The organism is Kitasatospora sp. NPDC002227, from assembly GCF_040296285.1.
Taxonomy (GTDB): Bacteria; Actinomycetota; Actinomycetes; order Streptomycetales; family Streptomycetaceae; genus Kitasatospora.
On the sequence record NZ_JBEOWY010000003.1, the window covers coordinates 186658 to 213354 of the forward strand.

The window sequence follows — 26697 nt, forward strand, 5'->3', positions numbered from 1 at the left end:
GGCACACGTCTCAAGCTGCGCCAGCCCCGCCACCGCCGCCCGAGGAGCACCGTGCACCGGACCGCGCTCACCGCCGTCACCGCCCTGGCCCTGCTCAGCACCGCCGGCTGCGCCGCCACCCCGGCCACGGCGCACCCGGCGCCACCGGCACCCCCGGCCACCTTGGCGCTCTCGGCGACCTCGGCGCCTTCGGCCGCGAAGACGGTCTGGACCGGGCAGTTCACCGGCTACGGCACGGCCCAGTGGCGGCAGAAGTGGGGCGTGGCCACCCAAGGCAGCTGGGGCGAGCCGGACTTGAGCCTGGTGAACGACCCGGGTGCGCCGGGCGGCGGGGCGGCGCTCCAGGTGACGTACGGCACCGGGTCCTCCTCGAACCAGTGCACCGACTGCCCGCACCCCGGCGGCGGCCAGTTCTACACCGACCTGGCCTCGCTCGGCCTCGGCCCGGTGGCGAAGAGCACCACGCTCGACCTGAAGTACCACCTGAAGTTCCCCGCCGGGCGGGACTGGGGCAAGGCCGGCAAGCTGCCCGGACTGTACGGCGGGCGGATCGGCGAGGAGTCCGGCGGCAACCACGGGCAGGGGTGGTCGACCCGGTACATGTGGCGCGGCGCGAACGGCTCCCCCGACAACGGCGAGGTCTACCTCTACACCCCCACCGACTCCGGCCCGACCGGCTACGGCGTGGACGAAGGCCTGGGCACCTGGCACTTCCAGGGCGACGGCCGCTGGCACAGCATCGAGCAGCTGGTCGACCGCGCCAAGGGCAGCGTCACCGTCTGGTACGACGGCCGCCAGGTGTACTCCGCCCCGGCCGTGGCCTCCGGCATCGCGGACATCCCCTTCTCCGGCCTCCTCTTCTCCACCTTCTACGGCGGCCACGACACCAGCTGGGGCCCGAGGACCACCCAGCACGCCTGGTTCGCCGACTTCTCCCTCGCCACCGGGCCCCAGCACTGATTCTGGCCCGATCGGGTGGTCCTCGGGCCCGGGCCGAGCGCCTGCCCGCTGTCGGTGGGGGCGGCCATGATGCTGTCAGTCGACAACCTCCGGAGGTGCTCATCATGCCCCAGCCGCCCCGACCGCAGGTCTGGCCCAGCCTGCGGGCCCATGACGCCCGCGCGCTGATCCGCTTCCTGGTCGACGCCTTCGGCTTCGAGGAGACCGTCGTCTACGGCGAGGGCGAGCGGGTGGATCACGCCCAGCTCGACTGGCCGCTCGGCGGCGGCATCATGCTCGGCTCCGCCCGCCCGGCGGACGACCCCGACGACCCCTGGCCGCTGCGCCCCGGCACCTTCGGCGCCTACGTCGTCACCGACGCCCCCGACGAACTGCACGCCCGCGCCCTCGCCGCCGGAGCCGAGATCACCGCTCCCCCGCACGACACCGACTACGGCTCCCGCGACTTCACCGCCCGCGACCCCGAGGGCAACCGCTGGTCCTTCGGCACCTACCCGGGCGCGCCCCGCGGCGGCTCCGGGAGCTGACAGTCGATCATTGACCACCCTCCGTGCCGCCGCCTACAGTCTGGACGACCCCGGCAAGAAGGACAGCTCCCCCATGAACCGGCACGCCTGGCTGGACCGCATCCACGCGCTCGATCCCGAGACCGAGTACACCGAGATCTACCGGATCAGCAGCCTGCACGAGTTCCCCTGGGACACCAACCAGTCGCTGGGCTTCGCGCTCTACCGCACCTACGCGGTGCCCAGCATCGGCCGGCTGCTGGCCCGGACGGGCGAGTTCACCGGCCGCACCCAGAAGCGGTACGACGACACCGTGCTGATCCTGGAGGCGGTGCTCGAGCACGGCTTCGACTCGCCGCAGGGGCGCGAGGCGATCCGCCGGATGAACCAGATGCACCAGCGGTACGAGATCAGCGACGAGGACTTCCGGTACGTGCTGGCCACCTTCGTGGTGGTGCCCAAGCGCTGGCTGGACGACTACGGCTGGCGGCCGTACTCGGCGGCCGAGGTGCGGGCCAGTGTCAACTACTACCGGGAGCTCGGCCGGCACATGGGGCTGCGCGACCTGCCGGAGAGCTTCGGGGAGTTCGAGCGGCTGCTGGACGAGTACGAGCGGGCCAACTTCGCCTTCGACCAGGGCGGCCGGAGCGTCTCGGACTCCACCCTGGACCTGATGGCCTCCTGGTACCCCGCGCTCACCCGTCCCGCGATGCGGCTCTCCAGCATCTGCCTCCTCGACGACCCGCTGCGCGAGGCCTTCGCCTACCCGGCGCCACCGGCTCTGCTGCGCAAGGCCGTTCGGGCCGGGATGCGGCTGCGCGGGCGGTTCGTCCGGCTGCTGCCCCCACGCAGGGAGCCGCACTACGCGCGGGACGGCCGCCAGGTCCGCGGCTACCCGAACGGGTACGAGATCTCCGAGCTGGGCACCTTCGGACCGGCCGCGAGGCCGTCCGCCTGTCCGTTCGGGGCCGCGGCACCGGAGACTGCCGCGCAGAAGGCGCCCGGCACGGCGTCTTGACGCAAAGCGATCAAGCGTCGACGCTTGGTGCGCACCGAGCGGCCTCGCCCGGTACGCCCAACGGCACCCGCACCGACGGAGGTTGAGCACGTGACCGCGCCCCAGCAGCTCTCCCACACCCCGGGCAGCACGGACGAACCACTGCTGACCTGCACCATCGGCGAGCGGCTGCGCCAGGTGGCCGCGGCCTGGCCGGGCCGCGAGGCCCTGGTGGACGTACCGAGCGGGCGCCGCTGGACGTACGCCGAACTCGACCGGGACGTGGACGAGTTGGCCCGCGATCTGCGGGCCCGCGGAGTGGCCAAGGGTGACCGGGTCGGCATCTGGGCACCGAACTGCCCGGAGTGGGTGCTCGTGCAGTACGCCACCGCCCGGCTCGGCGCGATCCTGGTCAACATCAACCCCGCCTACCGCACCCACGAGTTGGGGTACGTGCTGAACCAGGCCGGGATCAGCCTGCTGATCTCGGCCACCAGCCACAAGGACAGCGACTACCGGGCCATGGTGGCCGCCGCCCGGACCGACTGCCCGGCGCTGCGCGAAACGCTCTGGATCGGCGACCCGCAGTGGCAACTGATGGACAGTGACGCCGAGTTCGAGCACCTGGACTGCCACGATCCGATCAACATCCAGTACACCTCGGGCACCACCGGCTTCCCCAAGGGCGCCACCCTCTCGCACCACAACATCCTCAACAACGCGCACGGCGTTGGCGCCCTGCTCGGCTACACCGAGCAGGACCGGATCTGCGTGCCGGTGCCCTTCTACCACTGCTTCGGGATGGTGCTCGGCAACCTCGCCGCGCTCAGCCACGGCGCCTGCGTGATCATCCCCGCCGCCGGCTTCGACCCGGCCGCCACCCTGCGCGCCGTCGCCGCCGAGCGGGCCACCTCGCTCTACGGCGTGCCGACGATGTTCATCGCCGAGCTGGCCCTGCCCGGCTTCGACGGCTACGACCTCTCCTCGCTGCGCACCGGCCTGATGGGCGGATCGCCCTGCCCGGTCGAGGTGATGAAGCGGGTCACCGTGGACATGCGGATGGCCGGGGTGGCCATCGCGTACGGGATGACCGAGACCTCCCCGGTCTCCACCCTGACCAGGCACGACGACGACCTGGAGCACCGCACCGGCACGGTGGGCCGGGTCATGCCGCACGTCGAGGTCAAGATCGTCGACCCGGTCGGCGGGCGCACCGTGCCGCGCGGCACCCCGGGCGAACTCTGCACCAAGGGCTACTCGGTGATGCTCGGCTACTGGGACGAGCCCGAGCGCACCGCCGAGGTGGTCGACGCCGAGGGGTGGATGCACACCGGGGACCTCGCGGTGATGCACGAGGACGGCTACGTCGGCATCGTCGGCCGGATCAAGGACATGATCATCCGGGGTGGTGAGAACGTGTACCCGCGCGAGATCGAGGAGTTCCTGCACAGCCACCCCGAGATCGTGGACGTGCAGGTGGTCGGTGTCCCCGACGAGCACTACGGCGAGGAGATCTGCGCCTTCGTCATCCTCCGCGACCCGGCCGCCGACCTCAGCCAGCCCGAACTCGCCGAGTACTGCCGGGGCCGGCTGGCCCACTTCAAGACCCCGCGCCACGTCCGGGTGGTCAGCTCGTTCCCGATGACGGTGAGCGGCAAGGTCCGCAAGACCGAACTGCGCGACCTGGCCGCCCGGTCACTGGCGCAGGACTGACCGGCGGTCAGTGCAGCGGGAGGGCGTAGACCGGCTCCGGTCCGAACGGGGTGAAGCCCACCTTGCGCAGGATCGGGCCGGAGGTGGTCTCGTTGGCCTTGACCAGGGCCATCGCGGCGCCGTGCGTCGCCGCGTAGGACAGCCGGGCGTCGAGCAGCGCCCGGTACACGCCCCGGCCCCGCCAGTCCTCGGCCACCACACCGCCGGTCAGGCGGGCCACTCCGTCCACCAGTACGACGCCGCCGGCCCCGACCGGCTCGCCGTCGACGTAGGCGACCACCCGGCCGCCCTCGCCGGCCGGGAAGGCCTTCGCGTCGCGGCCCGCGGCCGCCTCGATCCGCTCCTCGGGCGGGAGCGCGCCGCCGAAGCCGGCGGACTCGACCGCGATGCCGTCCCGGGTGGTGGCCAGGTCGGTGGCCCAGCGCAGCGAGACGTCCACCGCCGGGGGCTTCAGCCGGGGCGCGCCCTGGCTCAGGTCCGCCGCCAGCACCTCCAGGCCGAGCTTCACCCGGCCGCCGCGGGCCGTCAGTTCGTCCGCGAGCCCGGCCGGGTGGCCGATCAGCACCTGCCAGTCGAGCACCGGCGGCCCGCAGGCCTTGGCCCGCTCCAGCACCGCGTCGACGGCCGCCGGGAGCGGGCGGTTCGGCGTGAAGGAGACCACCGAGAGGTCGAAGGAGTAGTACTCGGGCAGCCGCAGGATCGTGTACTGGTCGTCGGCGACGACCTCGGCGTCCGGCGGCAGCCAGACCCAGGCGGCACTGGCGGCGGCGACGGCAGAAGGTGACAGGCTCATAACGCCCAGCCTAGGAGCGGCCCCGGAGCGCCTGACAGGCAACCGAAGCCGCTGTTACAAGATCAAGACGTCAACGGGCCAGGCGCCGGGCCAGCGCAGTCAGGCCGATGGTGGCCACCGTCAGCGCGGCAGCGACCAGCAGCGTCGTCCGCAGGCCCAGCAGGGAGCCGCCGAGACCGCCCGCGAGGGCGCCGGCCGCGGCGGCAGCCTGCATGGCGGTGTTGGCGAGGCTTCTCCCCGAGAGCGGGTGCGCCCGGGGGCGGACTACGCTGGTGTGGTGGCCTTCCGCCCTCCTCCGGAGGGCACCGGACTCCCTTCGGACACTCCCATGACGAAGCCTTCCGCCGGCCGGCTCACCGGCCTTCCCGTGGTCGACCTCTCGCTCGCCGACGGCTCGCCCGCCGACCGGGCCCGGCTGCACGAGACCCTGCGGCACGCCGCCACCGAGGTCGGTTTCTTCCAGCTGACCGGCCACGGCGTGCCCCCGGCCGAGACGGCCGCCCTGACCGAGGCGATGCGCGCCTTCTTCGCCCTCCCCGAGCCCGACCGGCTGGCGGTGAGCAACCTCAACTCCCCGCACTACCGCGGCTACACCCGCACCGGCGACGAACGCACCGGCGGCAGCCAGGACTGGCGCGACCAGCTGGACATCGGCGCCGAACTCCCGCCGCACGTGCCCGGCCCGCAGGAGCCCCCGTACTGGTGGCTGGAGGGCCCCAACCAGTGGCCCAGCGCCCTGCCGGAACTCCGGCCGGCCGCGCTCGGCTGGATCGGCAGCCTGGGGGCCGTCGCCGAGAAGCTGCTGCACGAGCTGCTCACCGCGATCGGGGCCGACCCGGGCTTCTACGACTACGCCTTCGCGGGCCATCCGCACCTGCGACTCAAGCTGGTCCGCTACCCGGGCACCGCGCCGGACGGCGCCGGGCAGGGGGTGGGCTCGCACAAGGACTACGGCTTCATCACCCTGCTGCTGCAGGACACCGTGGGCGGCCTGCAGGTCGAGCGGCCGGACGGCAGCTTCCTGGAGGTGCCGCCGGTGGAAGGTGCCTTCGTGGTCAACCTCGGCGAACTGCTCGAGGTCGCCACCGACGGGTACCTGAAGGCCACCAGGCACCGGGTGATCAGCCCGCCGGGGGCTCGCGAGCGGTACTCGGTGCCGTTCTTCTACAACCCGCGCCTGGACGCGCACATCGAGCCGCTGGACTTCCCGCTCGCCCACCACGCGCCCGGCGCGACCCAGGACCCGGCCAACCCGCTGTTCGCCGAGTTCGGCCGCAACGAGCTCAAGGGGTACGTCCGGGCCCACCCCGAGGTCACCCGGCGGCACCACCCGGAGCTGGCCGCGGCCTGAGCCCCTAGTGGCCCCGGCCGCCGAGGAAGAAGAGCAGCATCACGAAGCCGGCGAAGAGGTGGGTGCCGGCGATGTAGATCGACGCCCGGACCAGCATCGCCTTGCGCCGGGATTTCTCGTCGCTGGTGGCCGCGCCGCCGCTGCTCATGGGTACCGCTCTCCTGTCGTGGGCTCCCACCGAGTGTAGGCGGCCCGGAAAACAGGGCGTCGGGAAGGCGTCGCTGGCCTATCCTGCCGAAATGATCAAGCCGATAGAACTCGTGATCTTCGACTGTGACGGCGTCCTGGTGGACAGCGAGAAGATCGCCGTCCGGGTGCAGGTGGAGCTGGGGGCCGAGTTCGGCTGGCCGCTCACCGAGCAGGAGGTGATGGAGCGGTTCATCGGCTGCTCCGGCCCGACCATCTGCGCCCAGATCGCCGAACGGCTGGGCGAGGAGACGGCCGCCCGGTGGTGGGAGCGCTTCACCGTCCGCCACGTCGAGGAGGTGGACGCCGGCATCGAACCGGTGGACGGCCTGCCCGAGGCGCTGGCCGCGCTCTCCCTGCCCAGCTGCGTCGCCTCCAGCGGCGCGCACGAGAAGATGCGGCACACCCTCGGCCTCACCGGCCTCTACCAGCACTTCGAAGGCCGGATCTTCAGCGCGAGCGAGGTGCCCCGCGGCAAGCCCGCCCCGGACCTCTTCCTGCACGCCGCCGCCCGGATGGGCGTGGACCCCGCCGCCTGCGTGGTGGTCGAGGACAGCCGGTACGGGGTGCAGGCCGCCCGTGCGGCGGGCATGCGCGCGTTCGGCTACGCCGGCGGGCTCACCCCCGCGGAGTGGCTGACCGGGCCGGGCACGGTGGTCTTCGAGGACATGCGGGAGCTGCCGAAGCTGCTCGCTGCCGCTGACGCCCAGGTCACCGCATGATCGGGTTGCTGACGCCCGATCCACTCCGACGGTAGGTTGGGGCCAGGCGGAGACACCGTCAGTTCCGGGTGGCGGCAGGGGTGACGGGGAGTGCGGTGGAACAGCTGATTCGCGTCCCGGTCGGGCCGGAGGCGGCCGACTGGGCCACCCGGGCGGGGTGCCGCCGCATCCTGCTGGTGGTCCACAACGTCACCTCCGCCACCCGGCTGCTCGACGTGCTCCCGCTCTTCCGCGACGACCTGCGCGTCCAGCTGCTCGCCACCTGTACCGGCTCCTCGCCCTTCCAGCACGGCGTCCCCGAACTCCTCGCCTCGCTCGGCCTGCCGGTCCTACCCTGGCGCCAGGCCGTCGAGACCCCGGTCGACCTCGCCATCGCGGCCAGCCTTGGCGGTGAACTCCACCTGCTGCAGGGCAAGTTGGCGATACTGTCGCACGGCGTTGGCTACAATAAGAAGCTACGACGGACGACGGACGACGGACGACGGACGACGGACGACGGACGACGGACGACGGACGACGGACGACGGACGCGGAGTCGGTGTTCGGGCTCTCGGGCGAGTGGCTGCTGCACGACGGGGTGCCGGTCGCGGACGCGATGGTGCTCTCCCACCCCGAACAGTTGGACCGGCTGCGGGCCTCCTGCCCGCCCGCCGCGCCGACCGCCGTCCTGGCGGGCGACCCGTGCTACGACCGGATCCTCGCCGCCCGCGGCGAGCGTGAGCGCTACCGCCGGGCCCTCGGCGTCCGGGCCGGCCAGCGGCTGCTGGTGCTGAACTCGACCTGGAACGGCGACTCCCTGTTCGGTGACGCGGGCGAGCAGGACATCCTCCCGCTGCTGCTCCCCCGGCTCGCCGAACTGCCCCAGGACGAGTACCGGCCGGCCGCCGTGCTGCACCCCAACATCGGCCACGGCCACGGCCCGGGGCAGGTCCGGCTCTGGCTCGACCGGGCCCGCCGGGCCGGGCTGCTGCTCGTCGACCCGCTGGACGGCTGGCGGCAGGCCCTGATCGCGGCGGACGCCGTACTCGGCGACTTCGGCTCGGTCAGCTACTACGCGGCCGCGCTCGGCACCCCCGTGCTGCTCGGCTCGGCCTCACTGGCCGCCCTCGGCGCGGACTCCCCCGTCGCCGCCTTCGTCCGCTCGGCGCCCCGCCTGGACCCGCACGCCCCGCTCGCGCCCCAGCTCGACCGGCTGCTCGCCGGGCACCGGCCGCTGCCCGGCCCGGCCGAGTGCACCAGCTCCGACCCGGGCAAGGCGGCGCCGCTGCTGCGGTCCCTCTGCTACGGCCTGGCCGGACTGCCCGAGCCCGACTGGCCCGCCCTGCTCGACCCGCTGCCGCTGCCGCCCTACCAGCCCGTCGAACTCACCGCTCCGGTAAGGGTGTTCAGCCGTACCACCACCGACGGGGAGGTCGAGCTGCGGCGGCAGGCGGCGGGCGAACCCGCCGGGGATTGGACGGGCCACCTGTCCGTCCACGAGGAGACCCTCGACCCCGGGGTGCTCGCCCTCGCCGACCTGATCTGGCGCTCGGGCCCGCCGTACGACCCCCGGCTCGGCCACCCGGCCACCTGGGCCGCCGAGGTGCTGGCCCGGCACCCGGGGTGCGCCATGGCGGCCTACCTGACCGGGCCGGACACGGCCGTCGTGGCCACCCGCCACGGGCTCCGGACCCTGACCACCGGGCCCGGCGGCCTCCACCCCGCCGCCGCGGCCTCCGCCCTGCTCGCCGCCGGGCCGGGCCTGCCCGCCCGGCTGACCGTACGGACGGGTGGCCAACGGCACACCGTCCAGCTCGGTGGCCTGGCGGCGCCGGACTAAAGTGGGGACTTCCCATACCTGTCGTGCCCGAGGAGCAAGCGTGACCGACCTGGCGTCCACGTCCACCCAGCAGGAGATCGCCCGGGATCTCCAGGTGACCACGGACTTCGACCCCCGGCAGGAGATCGAGCGGCGGGTGGCCTTCCTGGCCGAGCGGCTGACCTCCTCCGGGCTGCGGTCGCTGGTGCTGGGCATCAGCGGCGGGGTGGACTCCACCACCGCCGGGCGGCTGTGCCAGCTCGCGGTCGAGCGGGTGCGGGCCGGCGGGCAGGAGGCCACCTTCTACGCGATGCGGCTGCCGTACGGCACCCAGGCCGACGAGAAGGACGCCCAGCTCGCGCTGGACACCATCAAGGCCGACCAGGTCCTGACCGTGGACGTGAAGCCCGCCAGCGACGCGGCGCTGGACGCCGCCCTGGCCGCCGGCCTCACCTTCCGGGACGCGCACCACCAGGACTTCGTGCACGGCAACATCAAGGCCCGCCAGCGCATGGTCGCCCAGTACGCGGTGGCCGGTGCGCAGGACGGCCTGGTGGTGGGCACCGACCACGCCGCCGAGGCGGTCTCCGGCTTCTTCACCAAGTTCGGCGACGGCGCGGCCGACGTGGTGCCGCTGACCGGACTGACCAAGCGCCGGGTGCGCGCCGTCGCGGCGGAGCTGGGCGCCCCGGCCGAGCTGGTCTGGAAGACGCCGACCGCCGACCTGGAGACCCTCGACCCGGGCAAGCCCGACGAGGACGCCCTGGGCGTGACCTACGACCAGATCGACGACTTCCTCGAGGGCAAGCCGGTCGGCGAGGAGGCCTTCGCGGCCATCGTCCGCCGCTACCGCCTCACCGAGCACAAGCGCCAGCTGCCGATCGCTCCCTGAGTCTGCCGCACCGCCTCAGCCCCCGGCCGGCGCCTGGCCGGGGGCTGAGGCGTCCCGGTAGACGATGCGCTCCACCGGTTCGGCATGCGGGAAGTACTTCGGCACGCCGGGCGGCAGGACCGGGGCGAGCGCACGGAACACCGCCGTCCAGGCCTCCGGGCCGTAGTCGCGGTAGTGATCGGTGGCCTGCAGGCGGAGGGCACCCGAGGGCAGCTCGGTCACCTCGTGGAACGCACCCGTGACCCGCAGGGCGTCCGCCCCGCCGAGCCGCCCGGCGAGTTCCTTCGGGCAGAGGGTCCACCAGTCGTACCCGCGCAGCGCCTGACGGCTGGTCGGGACCGTCTCGTACGGGAACCGCCACGGCGGGCCCAGGGTGCGCTCGAGACCGGTCTTGCCCAGGCCGTCACGGTAGGTGATGTTGCCGTAGGAGGGGTCGAGCCCGTCGGTGATGCCGTGCAGGAAGCCGAGCACCGCCTCCTGCCGCCCGGGGTCGAGCAGGTCCGCCTCGGGGATCTCGAAAGACAGCACCGTCCAGTCGATCGCCTCGCGGGGGTCGAGCAGCTCCGGGTGGTCGACGGTGATCCGCAGCGGGCTCGGGCCCGGGTACCCGTGCTCGTCGAGCACGGAGAGCCCGATCGTCGCCGTCCGGGGCGGGTCGGCCAGTTGGCGCAGGAACCAGGCCGTGCTCCGGTCCGAGATCACCCGGCCCGAGCTGCGCAGCCGCCGCCCGTCGTGGCGGGCGACCGAGACGAAGCCCCAGGCGGCGTGCGGCGGCCCGCAGGGCATGCTGCGGCGCATCGCCTCCGGCGGCAGCGCCGGCCCGGCCGCCAGCGCCTGCCGGTGCGCGCCCGCGAGCGCGGTGAAGCCGCCGTCCAGCCAGCTCCGGGCCAGCTGCTCGAAGGCGGCCGGCTCGGGGCGCTCCACGTTGATCTCGGCGTACAGGGTGCGGCGTCTCATGCGGGCATCTCAGCACGGGCCGCCGACAGGGGCGTACACCGAGCTCAGGCGCAGCGGGCGAGCAGCGACTCCAGGTGGGCGAGGTGACCCGTGGCCTGCTCGGCCCGCAGCAGGGTGGCCGCCTGGTCGATCAGCGGGCGGGCGGCGGCCGGGGAGCCGGCCAGCAGGTGGGTCTCGGCGAGGTCGGTGAGAGTGCGGGCCGCGTTGTAGTTCTCGTGGTTCTTCTCGAAGTACTCCAAGGCGGTGGCGAGTTGGGTCTGCGCCTCGGCGAAGTGGCCGAGGCCCCGGTGGGCCCGGGCCTGGTGGCGCTCCAGCAGGGCCAGGGCACGCGGCACGTCCTGGTCGCCGTCCTCGCCCGGGGTGATCTCCCGTAGGAGGGCCACCGCCTGCTCGAAGCACTCCAGCGCCTCGGTGTAGCGCCACTGGCGCAGCCGCAGCAGGCCCAGCGACTCCACCGCGGTGGCCTGCCCCCGGCGGTGGCCGGCCTGCCGGTCCGCCTCGGCGGCGGCCCGCAGCTCGGCCTCGGCCTCGGTGTCGAGCTGCAGGTCCATCAGGGCGAAGGCGAGCTGGGTGTGCATCCGGCCCGCGATCCGGCTGCCGGGGTGGTGGGCCTCGGCGGCGCGGACGCCGATCCGCAGGGCGGGCAGCAGCACCTCGTTGTGGCCGGCCTTGAGCTGGAGCGCCCAGAGTGCCTCCACGCACTGCCAGACCGTCTCCGGGTCGTCGAACTCCTCAGCGGTGCGCACGGTTTCGACCAGGTTCCCGAGCTCCTGGGCGAGCGCCGCGACGGCCTCGCCCGCCGTCTCGGCCGGCCCCGGCGTCAGCTCCGCGTACCGGGGGCCGAGGTGCCACCGCTGCCGGAGTGCGGTCAGGTCGGCCTGCACGGCGAAGCCCAACTGCCGTGCCAGCGCCCGCCGGACGGCGGCCGCGCAGCCGCCGAGCCCCTCCTCGGCCTGGGCGGCAGCCTCGGCGTGGGCGCGGACGCTCTCCCGGTAGCGGTAGCGGCCGGTGCCGTCGGGTTCGAGCAGCTGGGCCTCGGCGAGCTCCTCGAGCAGCCGGGCGGCCTCCTCGGTCTCGATCCCGGCCAGGGCGGCGGCGAGTTCGGGGCCGAGGGCGGGCCAGGGCCGCAGCCCGGCCAGCCGGTGGAGCCGCGCTGCGTCCGGGGCGAGCCGACGGTAGGCGGCGTCCACGGCGGCGGTGACCGGAGACCACTCGGGCCGGGCCACCGGGGCGGTGCCCAGGTGGGGAGCGGCGGCGCGCAGCGCGTACGGGGAGCCGGCGCAGTGTTCGAGGACGGCGGGCAGGGTGGCCCGGGCGGCCTTGACCGCGTGCTTGCCCACCAGGTCGGTGAGCAGCCGCACCGCGTCCTTGTCGGCCAGCGGGCCGACCGGGATGCGCACGGCGTCCAGGCCGCTGAACGGGCGGCGGGCGATCACCACGGTGAACACCCCGGGTGCGCCGCTGATCAGCGGGGCGACCTGGGCGGCGCTCTGCGCGTGGTCGAGCACGACCAGCATCCTGCGCTCGGCGAGCAGCTCGCGGTAGCGGTCCTGCCGGCCCGCCAGGCCGGAGGGCACCTCGTCGGCGGGCACGCCGAGGCGGCACAGGAAGTGGCCGAGCACGGCGGTGGGGTCGGGGCTGGTGGTGAGCGAGGGGCCGCGCAGGTCGTAGTAGAGCTGGCCGTCGGGGTGGCGGTGGGCCTCGCGGTGGCCCCAGTGCAGCACCACGGCGCTGGTGCCGATGCCGGGCTCGCCGTGCACGACGGCGATCCGGGGGCGGCCGTCGGCCTTGCGGGCGGCCTCCTCGGTGAGCGCCTTGAGCGCGCCGTCCCGGTCGGTGAAGTGGCGGGCGCCGGCGGGCAGCAGGGACGGGACGGCGGTGGCGGGCCCGACTCGACGGCTCATCAGCGCGGCGAGCCCGGCCGCGAGGGCGGTGTCCCGCCCGGCCGCGCGGACCAGTACCTCGGCGACGGCCCGCCGTTCGGCCTCCCCGGTCGGCGCCGGGGTCTCCCGGCCCGCTACCCGGCGGACCACCCCGCCGACGGACTCCCAGGCGAGCTTGCCCGCCTCGCTCGCCATCGACGTCCCGGCGGCGGTGAGGAACGCCGTGACCGCCGTGACGGAGAGTGGATCGAACACGCCGTACCCCCGGGATCAGCCACCTGCCAGTGTCCGCACCACCGTAGCCTGCCGCACCCGGCGGGCCACGGCCTTTCGGGCAAGCGGCCGTGCTGGACCGGCCGTGGGCGGCGCTGTCACACTGGTGGTGTCACAGCGGTACTGCGACGGCAGGGCACGGCGGAGAGGCGAGGGCGGCAGCATGACAGCGACACCGGGGGCGCCGCTGCGGCTCACCGTCGACGAGTTGGCGGCGCGGGCCGGGGTCACGGTCCGGACGCTGCGGTTCTACGCGACCAAGGGGCTGCTGCCGCCGCCGGAGCTGGGGCCGCGGCGGGTCGGGCTGTACGGGCCGCTGCACCTGGAGCGGCTGGAGCTGATCGAGGAGTTGCAGCGGCAGGGGCTGACGCTGGCGGCGATCGAGCGGTACCTGGCCCAGCTGCCGGGGGACATCAGCTCGCTGGACCTGGCGATCCACCGGGCGCTGGTGGCCTCCTGGGCGCCGGAGAGCGAGGAGGAGCTGACCTGGGCCCAGTTGGAGCGCCGGGCCGGGCGCGCGCTGACCGATCCGGACGTGGACCGCCTGGTGGCGATGGGCGCGCTGCACCGCACCGAGGACGCGGAGGTGTTCCGGATCGAGCCCGGGCTGCTGCCGCTGGGGATCAGGATCGTGGACGTGCCGATCCCGCTGGAGACGCTGATCGCCACCCGCGCGGTGGTGCGCCACCACAGCCAGGCGACGGCGCACGACCTGCAGCACCTGTTCCTGGAGACGGTCTGGAAGCCCTACCGGGAGAGCAACCCGGCACCGGCGGACCTGGAGCGGATGAAGGAGCTCACCGACCAGATCCAGCCGATGCTGGTGCAGGCCCTGGTGACGGCCTTCCAGCGTTCGCTCGCCGAGGAGCTGGCCCGGGGCGCCACCCGCCCCGGGCCCGCCGACTAGAAGGTGCCGCCCTCTTCACTCATGCGCACCAGCAGGGCCGGCGGCTCGAACCGCTCACCGTACTTGCCGGCCAACTCCCGGGCACGGGCGGTGAATCCGGGCAGGCCGCCCTGGTACCCGCTGATGTACTGCAGCACACCGCCGGTCCAGGCCGGGAAGCCGATGCCGAGGATGGAGCCGACGTTGGCGTCGGCCACCGAGGTGAGCACGGACTCGTCCAGGCAGCGGACGGAGTCCAGCGCCTCGGCGAAGAGCATGCGCTCCTTCATGTCCTCGAACGGGATCTGCGCCTCGGGCTTGGTGAAGTGCTCGCGCAGGCCCGGCCACAGGCGCGTGCGCTGCCCGTTCTCGTACTCGTAGAAGCCGGCTCCGGCGCTGCGGCCCTCGCGGCCGAACTCGTCCAGCATCCGGTCCATCACCGCGTCGCCCGGGTGCTCGGGCCAGGCCTGGCCGGCCTCCTCGGCCGCCCGGCGGGTCTCGTTGCGGATCTTGCGGGGCAGGGTGAGGGTGAGCTCGTCCAGCAGCGAGAGCACCTTGGCGGGGTAGCCGGCCTGGGCGGCGGCCTGCTCGACCGAGACCGGGTCGACGCCCTCGCCGACCATCGCCACGCCCTCGTTGATGAACTGGCCGATCACCCGCGAGGTGAAGAAGCCGCGCGAGTCGTTGACCACGATCGGGGTCTTGGCGATCTGGCGGCACAGGTCGAAGGCGCGGGCCAGCGCCTCGTCCCCCGTCTCCGGGCCACGGATGATCTCGACCAGCGGCATCTTGTCGACCGGCGAGAAGAAGTGCAGGCCGATGAAGTCGGCCCGACGCTCGACGCCTTCGGCCAGCAGGCCGATCGGCAGGGTGGAGGTGTTGGAGCAGAGCAGCGCGTCCGGCGCCACCACGGCCTGCACCTCCTGGAACACCTTGTGCTTGAGCTCGGGGTTCTCGAACACGGCCTCGATCACCGCGTCACAGCCCGCCAGGTCGGCCGCGTCGGCGGTCGGGGTGATCCGGGCCAGCAGCTCGTCGCGCTTGGCCTCGGTGGAGCGGCCGCGGGCCACCGCCTTCTCCAACAGGCCGGCGCTGTAGGCTTTTCCGCGCTCGGCGGCCTCCAGGGTGACGTCCTTGAGCAGCACCTCGAGACCGGCCTTGGCGCAGGAGTACGCGATGCCCGCGCCCATCATGCCCGCGCCGAGCACGGCCACCTTGCGGACCTTGCGGGCGGGCACGTCCTTCGGGCGGCCCGCACCGGAGTTGACGGCGTTCATGTCGAAGAAGAGCGCCTTGATCATGTTCTTGGCGGTCTGCCCGCAGGCCAGCTCGGTGAAGTACCGGGCCTCGATGACCATCGCGGTGTCCACGTCGACCTGGGAGCTCTCCACCGCCGCCGCCAGGATGTTGCGCGGGGCCGGGTAGGGGGCGCCGTTCAGCTGCTTGCTGAGGTTGGCCGGGAAGGCGGGCAGGTTGGCCGCGAAGGCCGGGTGCGCGGGGGTGCCGCCGGGGATCTTGTGACCCTTGACGTCCCAGGGCTGCTGGGCGCTCTCGTTGGCCGCGATGAAGGCCCGCGCCTTGGCCAGCAACTCGTCGCCGTCGGCGGCGAGTTCGTGCACCAGGCCGTGCTCCATCGCCTGCGCCGGGCGGTACTGGCGGCCCTGCAGCAGCCACTTGAGCAGCGCGTCGGTGATGCCGAGCAGGCGCACGGTGCGGACCACACCGCCGCCGCCGGGCAGCAGGCCGAGGGTGACCTCCGGGAAGCCGAGCTTGCTGCCCGGGGTGTCGAGCGCGATCCGGTGGTGGCAGGCCAGCGCGAGCTCCAGGCCGCCGCCCAGCGCGCTGCCGTTGATCGCCGCGACCACCGGCTTGCCGAGCTGCTCCAGGGCGCGCAGGTCGCGCTTGAGCTCCAGCGAGGCGTTGAAGAACTCCTCGGCGTCCTCGGGCCGGACGGCCGAGAGCAGCTTGAGGTCACCGCCCGCGAAGAAGGTCTTCTTGGCGGATGTGATGATCACGCCGCGCAGACCCTCGAAGGCCCGCAGGCGGGCCACCGTCTCGTGGAAGGAGTCACGGAAGGCGGCGTTCATGGTGTTGACGGACTGCGCCGGGTCGTCGAGGACGAGGGTGACCACGCCGTCCTGGTCCTGCTCCCAGCGGATCACGGAAGTGTTGTCAGACATGAGTTCAGATCTCCGAGGTGGGGTGGTCAGATGCGCTCGATGATGGTGGCGACGCCCATGCCGCCGCCGACGCACAGGGTGGCCAGGCCGTAGCGCAGGTCGCGCCGCTCCAGCTCGTCGACCAGGGTGCCGATCAGCATCGCGCCGGTGGCGCCGAGCGGGTGGCCGAGCGCGATCGCGCCGCCGTTCACGTTCACCTTCTCGTGCGGGAAGTCGAGTTCGCGCATGAAGCGCAGCGCGACGGCCGCGAAGGCCTCGTTGATCTCGACCAGGTCGATGTCCTCGGCGGTGAGCCCGGCCTTGGCGAGCGCCTTGCGGGTGGCCGGGGCGGGGCCGGTCAGCATGATGGTCGGCTCGGAGCCGGAGACGGCGGCCGAGACGATCCGGGCGCGCGGGCGCAGCCCGTACCGCTCGCCGATCTCCTTGTTGCCGATGGCGACCAGCGCGGCGCCGTCCACGATGCCGGAGGAGTTGCCCGCGTGGTGGACGTGGTCGATCTTCTCCACCCAGTGGTACTTCTGCAGCACGACGGCGTCGAAGCCGCCCATCTCGCCGATCGCGGCGAAGGAGGGCTTGAGGCCGGCCAGCGTCTCCACCGTGGTGCCGGGGCGGACGAACTCGTCCCGGTCGAGCACGACCAGCCCGTTGCGGTCCTTGACCGGCACCACCGAGCGGTCGAAGTACCCACCGGCCAGCGCCTTGGCGGCGCGGGCCTGGGATTCGGCGGCGAAGGCGTCCACGTCGGTGCGGGACAGGCCCTCGAGGGTGGCGATCAGGTCGGCGCCGATGCCCTGCGGTGCGAAGCCGACCTGGAAGCTGGTCATCGGGTCGGCGAACCAGGCGCCGCCGTCGGAGCCCATCTTGACCCGGGACATCGACTCGACGCCGCCGGCCAGGATCAGGTCCTCCCAGCCCGAACGGACCTTCGCGGCAGCGAGGTTGACGGCCTCCAGGCCGGAGGCGCAGAAGCGGTTCTCCTGCACGCCGGCCACGGTGTCGGGCAGCCCGGCGGCGACGGCGGCGATCCGGGCGATGTCGGAGCCCTGGTCGCCGACCGGGCTGACCACGCCGAGCACGATGTCGTCGATCGCGGCCGGGTCCAGGGTCGGGAAGCGGCGGCGCAGCTCGTGGATCAGGCCGACGACCAGGTCGATCGGCTTGGTGCCGTGCAGGCTCCCGTTCGGCTTGCCCTTGCCGCGCGGGGTGCGGATAGCGTCGTAGACGTACGCTTCGGTGGTCACGTGGATGCCTTTCGGATTTGACGGGGTCAGCCGAGGAGGGCGCGACCGATGATCTCCTTCATGATCTCGGTCGTCCCGCCGTAGATGGTCGTGATGCGGCCGTCGGTGAACGCCTTGGCCACCGGGTACTCGCTCATGTAGCCGTAGCCGCCGTGCAGTTGGAGGCAGCGGTCGGCGGTGCGCTTGTGCAGCTCGGTGGCCCACCACTTGGCCATCGAGGCGTCGGAGGGGGTCAGGGCGTAGCGGCCGAGCTCGGTGATGCAGCGGTCCACGAAGGTGCGGGTGACGGCGCACTCGGTGGCGATCTCGGCCAACTCGAAGCGCACGTGCTGGAGTTTGGCCAGCGGCTTGCCGAAGGCCTCGCGCTGCTTGACGTACTCGGTGGTGAGCTCCAGCAGGTGCTCGGCCCCGGCGATGGCGGAGACGGCGATGGCCAGCCGCTCCTGGGCGAGGTTCTGCATCAGGTGCAGGAAGGCGCCGTGCTCGGTGCCGAGCAGGTTCTCCTTGGGCACCCGCACGTCGTTGAAGAACAACTCGGCGGTGTCCTGGGCCTTCTGGCCGATCTTGTCCAGGTTCTTGCCGCGCTCGAAGCCGGGCATGCCGCGCTCGACCACCAGCAGGCTCAGGCCCCGCGCGCCGCCCTCGGGGGTGGTCCTGGCCACCACGATCACCAGATCGGCCAGGATGCCGTTGGAGATGAAGGTCTTGGCGCCGTTCAGCAGGTAGTGGTCGCCCATGTCGACCGCGTGGGTGCGGATGCCCTGCAGGTCCGAGCCCGCGCCGGGCTCGGTCATCGCGATCGCGCTGATCAGCTCGCCGCTGCAGAAGCCGGGCAGCCAGCGGCGCTTCTGCTCCTCGGTGGCGAAGGCGGTGAAGTACGGCCCGATCACATCGTTGTGCAGCCCGAAGGCGGGCCCGGTCGCCCCGGCCCGGGTGAACTCCTCGGCCAGCACGGCCGCGTGGCGGAAGTCCGGCACCCCGCCGCCGCCGAACTCCTCCGGCACCGCGAGCCCGAGCAGGCCCTGCTTGCCGGCCGCGAGCCAGGCGCTGCGGTCGACGATGCCCTGCTGCTCCCAGCGCTCGTGGTGCGGCAGCACCTCGCGGGCCAGGAACTCCCGGACGACGGCCCGGAAGTCCTCGTGCTCCTGGGTGTAGAGCTCACGCTCCAACGTGCGTCTCCTTTGCTAGGCCTTGAGGCCCGGTACGCCCCAGTCGGCGGCGACCTCGGCGGTGTGGGCGCCCGGCAGGGCGGGCGGGCGGCGCAGGGTGCCCGGGGTGGCGGACAGCCGGGGCGCCGGGGCGGGCTGGGTGATCCCCTGGTACGCGGTGTAGGTGCCGCGGGCGGTCAGGTGCGGGTGCTCGGCGGCCTCGCCGAGGGTGAGCACGGGGGCGGTGCAGGCGTCCGTCCCCTCGAAGACCTCGGCCCACTCGGCCTGGGTGCGGGTGGCGAACCGCGCGGCGATCTTCTCCCGCAGCTCGGGCCAGCGGGCCAGGTCGTACTGCTCGGGCGCGCCCTCGAGGCCGAGCAACTGCACGAACTGCGTGTAGAACTGCGGTTCCAGGGCGCCGACCGCCATGTGGCGGCCGTCGGCGGTCTCGTAGACGGAGTAGTGCGGGGCGCCGCCGTCGAGCAGGTTGCCGCCGCGGCGGTCCTGCCAGAGGCCGGTGGCGCGCAGGCCCCAGAGCATCGAGGTGAGGTGGGCGGCGCCGTCCACGATCGCGGCGTCCACCACCTGGCCGGTGCCGGTGGCGCGGGCGTGGTGCAGCGCGGCCAGCAGGCCGACCACCAGGTAGAGCGAGCCGCCCGCGTAGTCGCCGAGCAGGTTGGCCGGGATGGCCGGGGGTCCGTCGGCCGGGCCGATCAGGCCGAGCACCCCGGCGGTGGCGGCGTACCCGATGTCGTGCCCGGCGGCGCCGGCCAGCGGTCCGTCCTGGCCCCAGCCGGTCATCCGGCCGTAGACCAGCGCCGGATTGCGGGCCAGGCACTCCTCGGGGCCGACGCCCAGGCGCTCGGCGACGCCGGGGCGGTAGCCCTCGATCAGGAGGTCCGCGCGGGCCACCAGGTCGAGCAGCAGGCCCGGGCCCTCGGCGCTGCGGAGGTCGATCACCACCGAGCGCTTGTTGCGGTTGGTCACGTCGTGCGCGGGGTCGGCCCCCAGCGCCGGGGGTGTCGGCCGGTCCACCCGGACGACGTCGGCACCCAGGTCGGCCAGGAGCATCGCGGCGAACGGGCCGGGCCCGATCCCGGCCAGTTCCACCACCCGCACTCCGGCCAGCGGCCCGGTGGTCTCGGTCATCTGCTGCCCTCGCCTGAGGTTTGACAGTAGAGCTGTAACACCCGAGATGATAGAGAAGCGACCGGCCGGTAACAAGAAGCCGGCGGCCACCACTCCCCCGCGCGAGGGAGACGCCTGGGCCCCGGGGAGGATGCGCGGCGGGGCGGCCGGGCGAGAGGCTCTCCGCATGAGGGAGCGCCCTGGAACTGACGTAGGGTCGGTGCGATGAGCACACTGACCGGGCGGCGAGTGGCCCGGCGCTGGGTGCACCTGGTGCTCGGCGGCGCGCTGCTGATGCCGTACTGGTTCCTCAGCGAGGCGCTGCTGCGCGGGCTCGACCCGCGCACCGGGGCGATCGGCTCACTGCTGCTGCAGTTGCTCGGCCTGCCCGTCGGGCTGGTGCTCGCGGCGGTCACCGCGCTGGTGCCGATGGTCCGGGCGCTGGAGGGCACCGCCGCGCGGGCGCTGTGCCTCGCGGCCGGGGCCGCCGACCTGGCCACCACGCCCGCCCAGTCCTGGGACGCCCGGCGCCGCACCGCGCTCTGGTACGTGCTGCACCTGGGGCTCGGCGGCATCGTCAGCGGGCTCTCGCTGGCCGTGCCGCCGCTGGCAGTGGTGCTGCTCTTCTCCGGGTTCGGCGTGTTCGGACCGCCGGGGCGGCAGCTGATGGACACCCTCTTCGGCGGCTGGCACCCGCCCGGGGTGCTCCTCGGCCCCCTGCTGCTGCTCGGCCTGCTGGCCGTGGTCGCGGGCGCGGGCGGTCTGCTGGCCCGCTGCGCACCCGCCCTGCTCGGACCCACCCCGGCCGAGCGGCTCGCCGCCGCCGAGCAGCGCGCCGTCGAGCTCGCCCGGCGCAACCGGCTGGCCCGCGAACTGCACGACTCCGTCGGCCACGCCCTCAGCGCCGTCACCATCCAGGCCGCCGCGGCCGGCCGCGTCCTCACCACCGACCCGGCCTTCGCCGCCGAGGCGCTGGCCGCCATCGAGGAGACCGCCCGGGCGGCGGTGGCCGAGCTCGACGCCGTGCTCGGGCTGCTCAGGGAGGACGGGGAGGAGAGCGGGGCCGGGCCGGCAGGCGGGGGAGGCACGACCGGGAAGAGGCGCGGCGACGGACTGCCCGCCCCGAGCCCTGGCCTGCTGGGACTGCACCGCACAGGCGACGACGCTGAACGTCGGACCGGCACTGGCATCGTCCAAGGGGCCCGTGCCGGGGGTGCGGATCCGGGTACCGGCCCCGGCGGGCTGGCTCTCGCGGGGCCGACGCTGGCCGGGCTGGAGACCCTCCTGCGGCAGGTGCGGCTGGCCGGCGTCCCGGTGGAACTCACCGCCCGGGTGGCCGACCTGCCGGAGGCGGTGTCGCGGGAGGCGTACCGGATCGTGCAGGAGGGGCTGACCAATGTGCTGCGGCACGCCGGGCCGGTGGCGGTGGAGCTTCGGCTCGAGCTGGTGGCCGGGTGGCTGGAGATCGGGCTGGACAGCCCGCTCGGGGCCGGGCGGCCGAGCCGGCCCGGCGGCGGGCGCGGGCTGCGCGGCATCGCCGAACGGGCCGCCGCACTGCGCGGCAGCTGCGCGTGGGGAGCCGTGGACGGGCGGTGGCAGCTGGCCGTCCGGCTGCCGGTGCCGGAGCCGGTACGGACGGAACTCACCGAGCCAGCACGGGGGCGGCTCGCGCTACGAAGGGGGCGGGGATGACTGACGGGACGACCATCAGCGTGGTGATCGCGGACGACGAGCGGCTGGTCCGCAGCGGCCTGCGGGCGGTACTGAACGCCGAGCCGGACCTCACCGTTGTCGGCGAGGCCGCCGACGGTGCGCAGGCGCTCGAGCTGGCCCGGCTGCACCGGCCGGACGTGCTGCTGATGGACGTCCGGATGCCCGGCCTGGACGGCATCGCCGCCACCGAGCGGCTGGCGGCCGAGCCGGGAGCGCCCCGGGTGCTGGTGGTGACCACCTTCGAGAACGACGACTACGTCTACGACGCGCTGCGCGCGGGGGCGGCGGGCTTCCTGCTCAAGCGGGCCCGGGCGGAGGAGGTGGTGCAGGCGGTGCGGCTGGTGGCGCGCGGGGAGTCGCTGCTCTTCCCGGACACCCTGCGGGAGCTGGCGCTGCGCGGGGCGGCGCGGGAGCCGGAAGGCCCGGCCCCGGTCCTCCCCCGGCTGACCGAGCGCGAGGGCGAGGTGCTGCGGCTGATGGCCGAGGGGCTGACCAACCGGGAGATCGCCCGGCGGCTGGTGGTGACGGTCGAGACCACCAAGAGCCACGTGGGCAGCGTGCTCGCCAAACTGGGGGTGCGCGACCGCACCCAGGCGGTCATCGCGGCCTACGAAGCGGGCTTCGTCCGGCCCGGGAACCGCTGAGACACGCTCGGTGACCTGCGGCGTTCCGGCTTTCTCCGGCAGGCTACCGGTAGGTAGAGTGCGTCGGTCGTCAGGCGCCGAGAACGAATAGCTGGTGAACGCATGTCGTCGGTCTGGACCCGCCCCGCCATCTGGTGGCGCCTCGCCATCGCTCTCGCGGCCGGACTCGGTCTGATCACCGGCCAGGGCTCGCTGGTGTACTTCACCGTCGAGAGCAACGTCATCGTGCTCGGCTACTTCGCCGGCGCCGTCTACTGGATGGCCAGGCGCGGCACCGTCGAGGCCCCGGCGCCCCGGCTGCGCGGGGCGGCGACGCTCTACATCACCATCACCGGCATCGTCGCGCACGTGATCCTCAACCACGGCGCCAACCCGCTGCCCGGCCTGGTCAGCGGCTCCGGGCCGGACCGGCTGCAGCACTGGTCGGCCTTCTTCCTGCACTACGTGACGCCGGTCATGGTGATGCTCGACTGGCTCTGCCTCAAGCCCCGCAACGCCTCGCGCTGGCGCGACCTGCCGCTCTGGCTGTCCTTCCCGCTCGGCTTCGCCGCACTCACCGAGCTGCGCGGCGCGCTCTTCCCGTACTTCGAGAACGCCTACCCGTACTTCTTCCTGGACCCGACCACCAAGGGCTACGCCTGGGTCGGCGGCCAGATCGCCCAGCTGACCGTCGAGTTCGTCCTGCTCGCGGCCGCCGTGGTCGGCCTGGACCGCCTCGGCACCGCCGTCAACCGGAGGCTGAAGGGCGCCGCCGAGGAGGCCGTCGCCGGCGAGGCCAAGTCCTGAGGCCGCCGGGCAGCGGTCGGTCCGGGACTCTCGCGGCCGACTCGGCGAGCCGCTCGGCGAAGGCCGCGACCAGCGTCCGGAGCTCCGGCGGCTGCTCGATGGCGAACGGCGCGTCCAGCGAGGCGAGCACCGGCGGCAACCAGTCCAGCCGGTCCGCCCGGAGCTCCACCCGGCTCCACGGCACGGCCTCCGGCTCCGCCGCCGCGAGCTCCTGCACCACGGCGACGCTCGCGGGCAGCCGCAGGTGGATCCGCTCGGCCGTCTCCCGGACCCGCAGCACCACCCGGTACCGGTACGGGGCCGTGGCGAGCCCGTGCAGGACGCGCTCCGCCGGGTCGACGGCGGCCGGGGGCTCGAAGGCGCCCGGCAGGGCCCGCGTACCCGCGATGCGATCCAGGCGCAGGGTGCGGTCCTCCCCCACGGCGGGATCCACACCGGTCACGTACCAGCGGCCCTCGTGCGCCACGAGCCCGTACGGGTGCAGCGTGCGCTCGCTGCGCCGTCCGTCCGCCGCGGTGTACCGGACCGCGAGCGGCCGGTGGCCGCGCACCGCGTCCGCGACCGTGAGCAGCACCTGGGCGTCGGGCACCAGCGCGGCACGGTGCCCGGGCGCGGCGGTGCGGGTGAGCGTGTCCAGCACGGCGTCGAGCCGCTGCCGGAGCCGCTCGGGCAGCACTCGGCGGATCTTGGCCGCCGCCGTCTCGCCGGCCGTCCCGCCGGCGGCTTCCGTTGCCGCGGTCAGGCCGGTCTCGCGCCCGGCGACCAGTCCGAGCAGGACGGCGAGGGCCTCGTCGTCGGTCAGCATCAGCGGGGGCAGCCGGTAGCCGGCCCGGAGCCGGTAGCCGCCGTAGCGACCGCGCACCGACTCGACGGGCACGTCGAGGTCGAGCAGGTGGTCGACGTACCGGCGCACCGTGCGCTCGTCGACACCCAGGCGGTCGGCGAGCTCGGCCACGGTGCGGACGCCGCCGGACTGCAGCAGCTCCAGCAGCGCGAGGACGCGGGCGGTGGGTCGGGGCATACGGAAAGTCTCCCAGCGATACCGGGCGGATTGTGTCCGGTACCGGTCCTAGCTTCGTTCCGGAAGCACCGCACGACCGAACCGCAGGAGACAGCCATGGACTTCCTCTCGATCCGCATCATCACCGCCGACGTCGCCCGCCTCGTGGGCTTCTACGAGCGCGCCACCGGCGTCGACGCCGACTGGGCCACCCCGGACTTCGCCGAGCTCCGGACGGCCTCGGCGACCCTGGCCGTCGCCGGCACCCGCACCGTCCCGCTGTTCGCGCCGGGATCCGCCGAGCCGGCCGCCAACCGCAGCGTGGTGCTGGAGTTCCTCGTCGAGGACGTGGACGGCGCCTACCGGCGGCTGCGCGCCGACCTGCCGGAGTTCGTGGCCGAGCCCACCACGATGCCCTGGGGCAACCGCTCGCTGCTCTTCCGGGATCCGGACGGCAACCTGGTCAACTTCTTCACCCCGGTCACCGAGGCCGCGAAGGCGCGGTTCGCCCGCTGAGGCCGCGCCTCGACGAGCGGGGGAACGGCTCGGCTCAGATCCGCCAGGAGCGGATCCGGTCGGCGGCCACGAACACGTCCGCCTTGGACTCGGCGACGTCCCGGGCCAGTTCGACCAGGGCGCCGTACGGCGGGTCGATGCCCTCCTCGGCGGCGTGCATGTAGGCGGCCGTGGCCATGCAGGCGTAGAGGTTGTTGCGCACCGGCAGCGGGCGCAGCTGGACGATGGTGTGCATCAGGGCGGCGGCGCACCAGGACGGGTCGGCGTCGTGGCCCAGTTGGGCGGTGTTGACCCGGTGCCGGGCCACGGCGGCCTGCAGCGCCGAGTAGTCGCGCACCGTCAAGTCCTCCGGGGAGGCCTGCTCCTGGACGTCGAGGAGCCAGCGGATGTCGACGTGCAGGAGCATCACGCGGCGGTCGTGCGGCGCTTGCCGGCAGGCGTGTCCTCGGGGAACGCCGCGTCGAACTCCTCGAGGTGCTCGTTCCAGAACGCGACGGCGTGGCGCACGAACGTGCGCCGCTTCTGCTCGCGCACGCTCAGGTCGTGGACGTAGGCCTTCACACTCTTGCCGTCCGCGGCTGCAGCCTCGCGGATCGCGGCGAGTTCGAGCTCGGTGTACTCAATGTTGAGTGCTGGCATGGCCCGATGGTACCGACCGGTCACCTCGCTGGGTACCCGGCCGGTACCTGGAGCCGATGCCGGGCTTCGTCACATCGGGCTCACCTGCTTCAGCTTGCCGTCGAGCTCCAGCCAGCGCGTCAGGCCGAGCCCGCGCAGGAAGGTGACGTCGTGGCTGACCACGACGAGTGCTCCCTGGTAGGAGGCGAGGGCCTGGGTGAGCTGGCGGACGCTGGCGATGTCGAGGTTGTTGGTCGGCTCGTCCAGCAGGAGCAGTTGGGGGGCCGGATCCGCCAGCAGCAGCGCCGCCAGGGTGGCCCGGAAGCGCTCGCCGCCGGAGAGGGTGGCGGCGCTCTGGTCGGCCCGGCCGCCGCGGAACTGGAAGCGGGCCAGCCGGGCGCGGATGGTGTTGTCCTGCGCCTGGGGCGCGAACCGCTTGACGTTGCCGGCCACGGAGAGCTGGTCGTCCAGCAGGTCGAGCCGCTGGGGCAGGTAGCGCATCGGCACCGGGGTGGTGATCTCGCCCTCGACCGGGGTGAGTTCGCCCGCGACGGCCCGCAGCAGCGTGGACTTGCCCGCGCCGTTGCGGCCCACCAGCGCGACCCGCTCGGGCCCGCGCAGCTCCAGCTCCGCGCTCAGCCCGTACGGCAGCCGCACCTGGTCGAGCCTGAGCACCGTCCGCCCCTGGGGCACGGCGGTGTGCGGGAGGTCGATGCGGATCTGGGCATCGTCCCGGACCGCCTCCTCCGCGGCCGTCAGGCGGTCCTTGGCCTCGGCGAGCCGGTCGGCGTGGATGCCGCGCACCCGGCCGGCCGTCTCCTGGGCCTGGCGTTTGAGCTTGCTGGTGATGATCTTCGGATCGTTGCGCACCTCCGCCTTGCGCTTGCCGTAGCTGGCGCTGCGCTCCAGCTTGATCCGGGCGTCCGCCAGATCCCGCTTCTGGCGCTGGACTTCGGCCTCGGCCGAGCGCACCAGCCGCTCCGCCGTCTCCTGCTGGGCGGCCAGCGCGCGCTCGTAGTCGCGATAGGTGCCGCCGTAGAACGTGACCGCGCCGTCCCGGAAGTCGGCGATCTGGTCGACGTGCTCGAGCAGCTCGCGGTCGTGGCTGACCACGACCAGCACGCCGCTCCAGCCCGCGATCGCCTCGTACAGCAGCCCCCGCGCCCGGCGGTCCAGATTGTTGGTCGGCTCGTCCAGCAGCAGCACGTCGGGCCGGCGGAGCAGCAGGGCGGCCAGGTGCAGCAGCACGGCCTCGCCGCCGGAGAGCTCGCCGGTGGTGCGGTCGAGCTCGAGCCGCTCCAGGCCGAGCTTGGCGAGCACGGCGTGGGCGCGCTCCTCCACGTCCCAGTCGTCGCCGACGGTGGTGAAGTGCCGCTCGTCCACATCGCCGGACTCGATGGCGTGCAGGGCCTCGCGGGCGGCCCGGATGCCGAGCGCCTCGTCGACCCGGTGCTCGGTGTCGTAGGTGAGGCCCTGGGGCAGGTAACCCAGCTCGCCGCCGATCCGGACGGTGCCGGAGGCGGGGGTGAGCTCACCGGCGAGCAGCTTCAGCAGTGTGGACTTGCCGGCGCCGTTGAGGCCGATCAGGCCGGTGCGGCCGGGGCCGACCGCGAGGTGGAAGCCGTCGAGCACGGTGGTGCCGTCGGGCCACTCGAAGGCCAGGTCGGTGCAGAGGATCGAGGTGGTCGGTGATGCCATGGTGGCCTCCCGTGGATGGTTGCTGTTGGGGTGAGGAGCAACACGGGGAGACACCGCTGGTGCGGCGGACAGCTGGGAGCGAAGGCTCGCGCTGAGGTCGGCACGCTC

The 26697-nt window shown here is 73.6% G+C and carries 26 protein-coding genes; 13 read left to right on the forward strand and 13 right to left on the reverse strand.

All coding sequences use genetic code 11. The features are described 5' to 3' along the window. Positions 1 to 51 precede the first annotated feature (51 nt). From ABT095_RS04495 to ABT095_RS04510, 4 genes are all read left to right on the forward strand, one after another. Positions 52 to 960, forward strand: a complete 909-nt coding sequence (locus ABT095_RS04495; RefSeq protein WP_350527774.1) for a polysaccharide lyase — start codon at positions 52 to 54, stop codon at positions 958 to 960. 104 nt (positions 961 to 1064) lie between these two features. Further along, entirely contained in the window at positions 1065 to 1487 is a 423-nt protein-coding gene (locus ABT095_RS04500) for a VOC family protein (protein ID WP_350527775.1), read from the forward strand. A 73-nt stretch (positions 1488 to 1560) separates the two neighbouring features. Continuing rightward, entirely contained in the window at positions 1561 to 2484 is a 924-nt protein-coding gene (locus tag ABT095_RS04505) for an oxygenase MpaB family protein (protein WP_502884816.1), read from the forward strand. Positions 2485 to 2574: 90 nt separating this feature from the next. Next, a complete protein-coding gene (locus ABT095_RS04510) occupies positions 2575 to 4176 on the forward strand; it encodes an AMP-binding protein (RefSeq protein WP_350527777.1) in 1602 nt (533 codons plus the stop codon). Between the two features lie 7 nt (positions 4177 to 4183). Here ABT095_RS04510 and ABT095_RS04515 read toward each other — a convergent pair whose 3' ends face one another. Together ABT095_RS04515 and ABT095_RS04520 are read right to left on the reverse strand one after the other, a co-directional pair. Next, positions 4184 to 4969: a GNAT family N-acetyltransferase gene (locus ABT095_RS04515; protein WP_350527778.1), complete on the reverse strand. Its 786-nt coding sequence runs from the start codon at positions 4967 to 4969 to the stop codon at positions 4184 to 4186. A gap of 70 nt (positions 4970 to 5039) precedes the next feature. Further along, entirely contained in the window at positions 5040 to 5183 is a 144-nt protein-coding gene (locus tag ABT095_RS04520) for a hypothetical protein (protein ID WP_350527779.1), read from the reverse strand. 114 nt (positions 5184 to 5297) lie between these two features. Between ABT095_RS04520 and ABT095_RS04525 the strand changes: the two genes are divergently transcribed. After that, positions 5298 to 6320: an isopenicillin N synthase family dioxygenase gene (locus ABT095_RS04525; protein ID WP_350527780.1), complete on the forward strand. Its 1023-nt coding sequence runs from the start codon at positions 5298 to 5300 to the stop codon at positions 6318 to 6320. A gap of 4 nt (positions 6321 to 6324) precedes the next feature. On the opposite strand, the gene ABT095_RS04530 is transcribed toward ABT095_RS04525, so the two are convergent. Continuing rightward, entirely contained in the window at positions 6325 to 6468 is a 144-nt protein-coding gene (locus tag ABT095_RS04530) for a DUF6126 family protein (protein ID WP_350527781.1), read from the reverse strand. Positions 6469 to 6559: 91 nt separating this feature from the next. On the opposite strand from ABT095_RS04530, the gene ABT095_RS04535 reads away from it, so the two are divergent. From ABT095_RS04535 to nadE, 3 genes are all read left to right on the forward strand, one after another. Further along, entirely contained in the window at positions 6560 to 7228 is a 669-nt protein-coding gene (locus ABT095_RS04535) for an HAD family hydrolase (RefSeq protein WP_350527782.1), read from the forward strand. A gap of 538 nt (positions 7229 to 7766) precedes the next feature. Next, positions 7767 to 9047 (forward strand): hypothetical protein, encoded by a 1281-nt coding sequence (locus ABT095_RS04540; protein ID WP_350527783.1) that lies wholly within the window; start codon positions 7767 to 7769, stop codon positions 9045 to 9047. 40 nt (positions 9048 to 9087) lie between these two features. After that, positions 9088 to 9918 (forward strand): NAD(+) synthase, encoded by an 831-nt coding sequence (gene nadE / locus ABT095_RS04545; protein WP_350527784.1) that lies wholly within the window; start codon positions 9088 to 9090, stop codon positions 9916 to 9918. Between the two features lie 15 nt (positions 9919 to 9933). Here the strand turns inward: nadE and ABT095_RS04550 are convergent, their stop codons facing one another. Together ABT095_RS04550 and ABT095_RS04555 are read right to left on the reverse strand one after the other, a co-directional pair. Then, a complete protein-coding gene (locus tag ABT095_RS04550) occupies positions 9934 to 10875 on the reverse strand; it encodes a hypothetical protein (RefSeq protein WP_350527785.1) in 942 nt (313 codons plus the stop codon). Positions 10876 to 10919: 44 nt separating this feature from the next. Next, a complete protein-coding gene (locus ABT095_RS04555) occupies positions 10920 to 13013 on the reverse strand; it encodes a tetratricopeptide repeat protein (RefSeq protein ID WP_350527786.1) in 2094 nt (697 codons plus the stop codon). 181 nt (positions 13014 to 13194) lie between these two features. On the opposite strand from ABT095_RS04555, the gene ABT095_RS04560 reads away from it, so the two are divergent. Then, positions 13195 to 13938 carry a MerR family transcriptional regulator gene (locus ABT095_RS04560; protein WP_350527787.1) on the forward strand — a complete coding sequence of 248 codons (744 nt, stop codon included), beginning with the start codon at positions 13195 to 13197 and terminating at the stop codon, positions 13936 to 13938. On the opposite strand, the gene ABT095_RS04565 is transcribed toward ABT095_RS04560, so the two are convergent. The 4 genes from ABT095_RS04565 to ABT095_RS04580 are packed head-to-tail and all read right to left on the reverse strand — an operon-like array spanning position 13935 to position 19635. Further along, positions 13935 to 16097, reverse strand: coding sequence for a 3-hydroxyacyl-CoA dehydrogenase NAD-binding domain-containing protein (locus tag ABT095_RS04565; RefSeq protein ID WP_350527788.1), 2163 nt, complete (start codon positions 16095 to 16097; stop codon positions 13935 to 13937). The genes ABT095_RS04560 and ABT095_RS04565 overlap by 4 nt on opposite strands. 26 nt (positions 16098 to 16123) lie before the next feature. Further along, positions 16124 to 17338 (reverse strand): acetyl-CoA C-acetyltransferase, encoded by a 1215-nt coding sequence (locus ABT095_RS04570; protein ID WP_350527789.1) that lies wholly within the window; start codon positions 17336 to 17338, stop codon positions 16124 to 16126. A 26-nt stretch (positions 17339 to 17364) separates the two neighbouring features. Next, positions 17365 to 18507, reverse strand: a complete 1143-nt coding sequence (locus ABT095_RS04575) for an acyl-CoA dehydrogenase family protein (protein ID WP_350527790.1) — start codon at positions 18505 to 18507, stop codon at positions 17365 to 17367. Between the two features lie 15 nt (positions 18508 to 18522). Then, complete coding sequence (locus tag ABT095_RS04580) at positions 18523 to 19635, reverse strand: CaiB/BaiF CoA transferase family protein (protein ID WP_350527791.1); 1113 nt, start codon at positions 19633 to 19635, stop codon at positions 18523 to 18525. 204 nt (positions 19636 to 19839) lie between these two features. Between ABT095_RS04580 and ABT095_RS04585 the strand changes: the two genes are divergently transcribed. The 3 genes from ABT095_RS04585 (at position 19840) to ABT095_RS04595 (ending at position 22757) form a co-directional block, all read left to right on the forward strand. Next, complete coding sequence (locus ABT095_RS04585; RefSeq protein WP_350527792.1) at positions 19840 to 21306, forward strand: sensor histidine kinase; 1467 nt, start codon at positions 19840 to 19842, stop codon at positions 21304 to 21306. Continuing rightward, positions 21303 to 21971, forward strand: coding sequence for a response regulator (locus tag ABT095_RS04590; RefSeq protein WP_350527793.1), 669 nt, complete (start codon positions 21303 to 21305; stop codon positions 21969 to 21971). The genes ABT095_RS04585 and ABT095_RS04590 overlap by 4 nt, the downstream gene beginning before the upstream one ends. 102 nt (positions 21972 to 22073) lie before the next feature. Then, positions 22074 to 22757, forward strand: coding sequence for a Pr6Pr family membrane protein (locus ABT095_RS04595; RefSeq protein WP_350527794.1), 684 nt, complete (start codon positions 22074 to 22076; stop codon positions 22755 to 22757). Here ABT095_RS04595 and ABT095_RS04600 read toward each other — a convergent pair. Then, complete coding sequence (locus ABT095_RS04600) at positions 22699 to 23778, reverse strand: helix-turn-helix transcriptional regulator (protein WP_350527795.1); 1080 nt, start codon at positions 23776 to 23778, stop codon at positions 22699 to 22701. The two genes, ABT095_RS04595 and ABT095_RS04600, sit on opposite strands and share 59 nt — an antisense overlap. A gap of 96 nt (positions 23779 to 23874) precedes the next feature. Here ABT095_RS04600 and ABT095_RS04605 point away from each other — a divergent pair, with 96 nt between their 5' ends. Continuing rightward, positions 23875 to 24273: a VOC family protein gene (locus tag ABT095_RS04605; protein WP_350527796.1), complete on the forward strand. Its 399-nt coding sequence runs from the start codon at positions 23875 to 23877 to the stop codon at positions 24271 to 24273. 34 nt (positions 24274 to 24307) lie between these two features. Here ABT095_RS04605 and ABT095_RS04610 read toward each other — a convergent pair whose 3' ends face one another. The 3 genes from ABT095_RS04610 to ABT095_RS04620 all read right to left on the reverse strand — a co-directional run bounded on the left by ABT095_RS04610 (position 24308) and on the right by ABT095_RS04620 (position 26589). Further along, positions 24308 to 24679 (reverse strand): toxin Doc, encoded by a 372-nt coding sequence (locus ABT095_RS04610; protein ID WP_350527863.1) that lies wholly within the window; start codon positions 24677 to 24679, stop codon positions 24308 to 24310. Continuing rightward, positions 24679 to 24912, reverse strand: a complete 234-nt coding sequence (locus ABT095_RS04615) for a hypothetical protein (RefSeq protein ID WP_350527797.1) — start codon at positions 24910 to 24912, stop codon at positions 24679 to 24681. The genes ABT095_RS04610 and ABT095_RS04615 overlap by 1 nt, the downstream gene beginning before the upstream one ends. A gap of 69 nt (positions 24913 to 24981) precedes the next feature. Further along, positions 24982 to 26589 carry an ABC-F family ATP-binding cassette domain-containing protein gene (locus ABT095_RS04620; protein ID WP_350527798.1) on the reverse strand — a complete coding sequence of 536 codons (1608 nt, stop codon included), beginning with the start codon at positions 26587 to 26589 and terminating at the stop codon, positions 24982 to 24984. Positions 26590 to 26697 lie beyond the last annotated feature (108 nt).

Coding starts and splice junctions, on each gene's coding strand:
- ABT095_RS04500 (WP_350527775.1), top strand. CDS start 1,065: ATGCCCCAGCCGCCCCGACCGCAGGTCTGGCCCAGCCTGCGGGCCCAT.
- ABT095_RS04505 (WP_502884816.1), top strand. CDS start 1,561: ATGAACCGGCACGCCTGGCTGGACCGCATCCACGCGCTCGATCCCGAG.
- ABT095_RS04515 (WP_350527778.1), bottom strand. CDS start 4,969: ATGAGCCTGTCACCTTCTGCCGTCGCCGCCGCCAGTGCCGCCTGGGTC.
- ABT095_RS04520 (WP_350527779.1), bottom strand. CDS start 5,183: ATGCAGGCTGCCGCCGCGGCCGGCGCCCTCGCGGGCGGTCTCGGCGGC.
- ABT095_RS04525 (WP_350527780.1), top strand. CDS start 5,298: ATGACGAAGCCTTCCGCCGGCCGGCTCACCGGCCTTCCCGTGGTCGAC.
- ABT095_RS04530 (WP_350527781.1), bottom strand. CDS start 6,468: ATGAGCAGCGGCGGCGCGGCCACCAGCGACGAGAAATCCCGGCGCAAG.
- ABT095_RS04535 (WP_350527782.1), top strand. CDS start 6,560: ATGATCAAGCCGATAGAACTCGTGATCTTCGACTGTGACGGCGTCCTG.
- ABT095_RS04550 (WP_350527785.1), bottom strand. CDS start 10,875: ATGAGACGCCGCACCCTGTACGCCGAGATCAACGTGGAGCGCCCCGAG.
- ABT095_RS04560 (WP_350527787.1), top strand. CDS start 13,195: ATGACAGCGACACCGGGGGCGCCGCTGCGGCTCACCGTCGACGAGTTG.
- ABT095_RS04565 (WP_350527788.1), bottom strand. CDS start 16,097: ATGTCTGACAACACTTCCGTGATCCGCTGGGAGCAGGACCAGGACGGC.
- ABT095_RS04580 (WP_350527791.1), bottom strand. CDS start 19,635: ATGACCGAGACCACCGGGCCGCTGGCCGGAGTGCGGGTGGTGGAACTG.
- ABT095_RS04585 (WP_350527792.1), top strand. CDS start 19,840: ATGAGCACACTGACCGGGCGGCGAGTGGCCCGGCGCTGGGTGCACCTG.
- ABT095_RS04590 (WP_350527793.1), top strand. CDS start 21,303: ATGACTGACGGGACGACCATCAGCGTGGTGATCGCGGACGACGAGCGG.
- ABT095_RS04595 (WP_350527794.1), top strand. CDS start 22,074: ATGTCGTCGGTCTGGACCCGCCCCGCCATCTGGTGGCGCCTCGCCATC.
- ABT095_RS04600 (WP_350527795.1), bottom strand. CDS start 23,778: ATGCCCCGACCCACCGCCCGCGTCCTCGCGCTGCTGGAGCTGCTGCAG.
- ABT095_RS04605 (WP_350527796.1), top strand. CDS start 23,875: ATGGACTTCCTCTCGATCCGCATCATCACCGCCGACGTCGCCCGCCTC.
- ABT095_RS04610 (WP_350527863.1), bottom strand. CDS start 24,679: ATGCTCCTGCACGTCGACATCCGCTGGCTCCTCGACGTCCAGGAGCAG.
- ABT095_RS04615 (WP_350527797.1), bottom strand. CDS start 24,912: ATGCCAGCACTCAACATTGAGTACACCGAGCTCGAACTCGCCGCGATC.
- ABT095_RS04620 (WP_350527798.1), bottom strand. CDS start 26,589: ATGGCATCACCGACCACCTCGATCCTCTGCACCGACCTGGCCTTCGAG.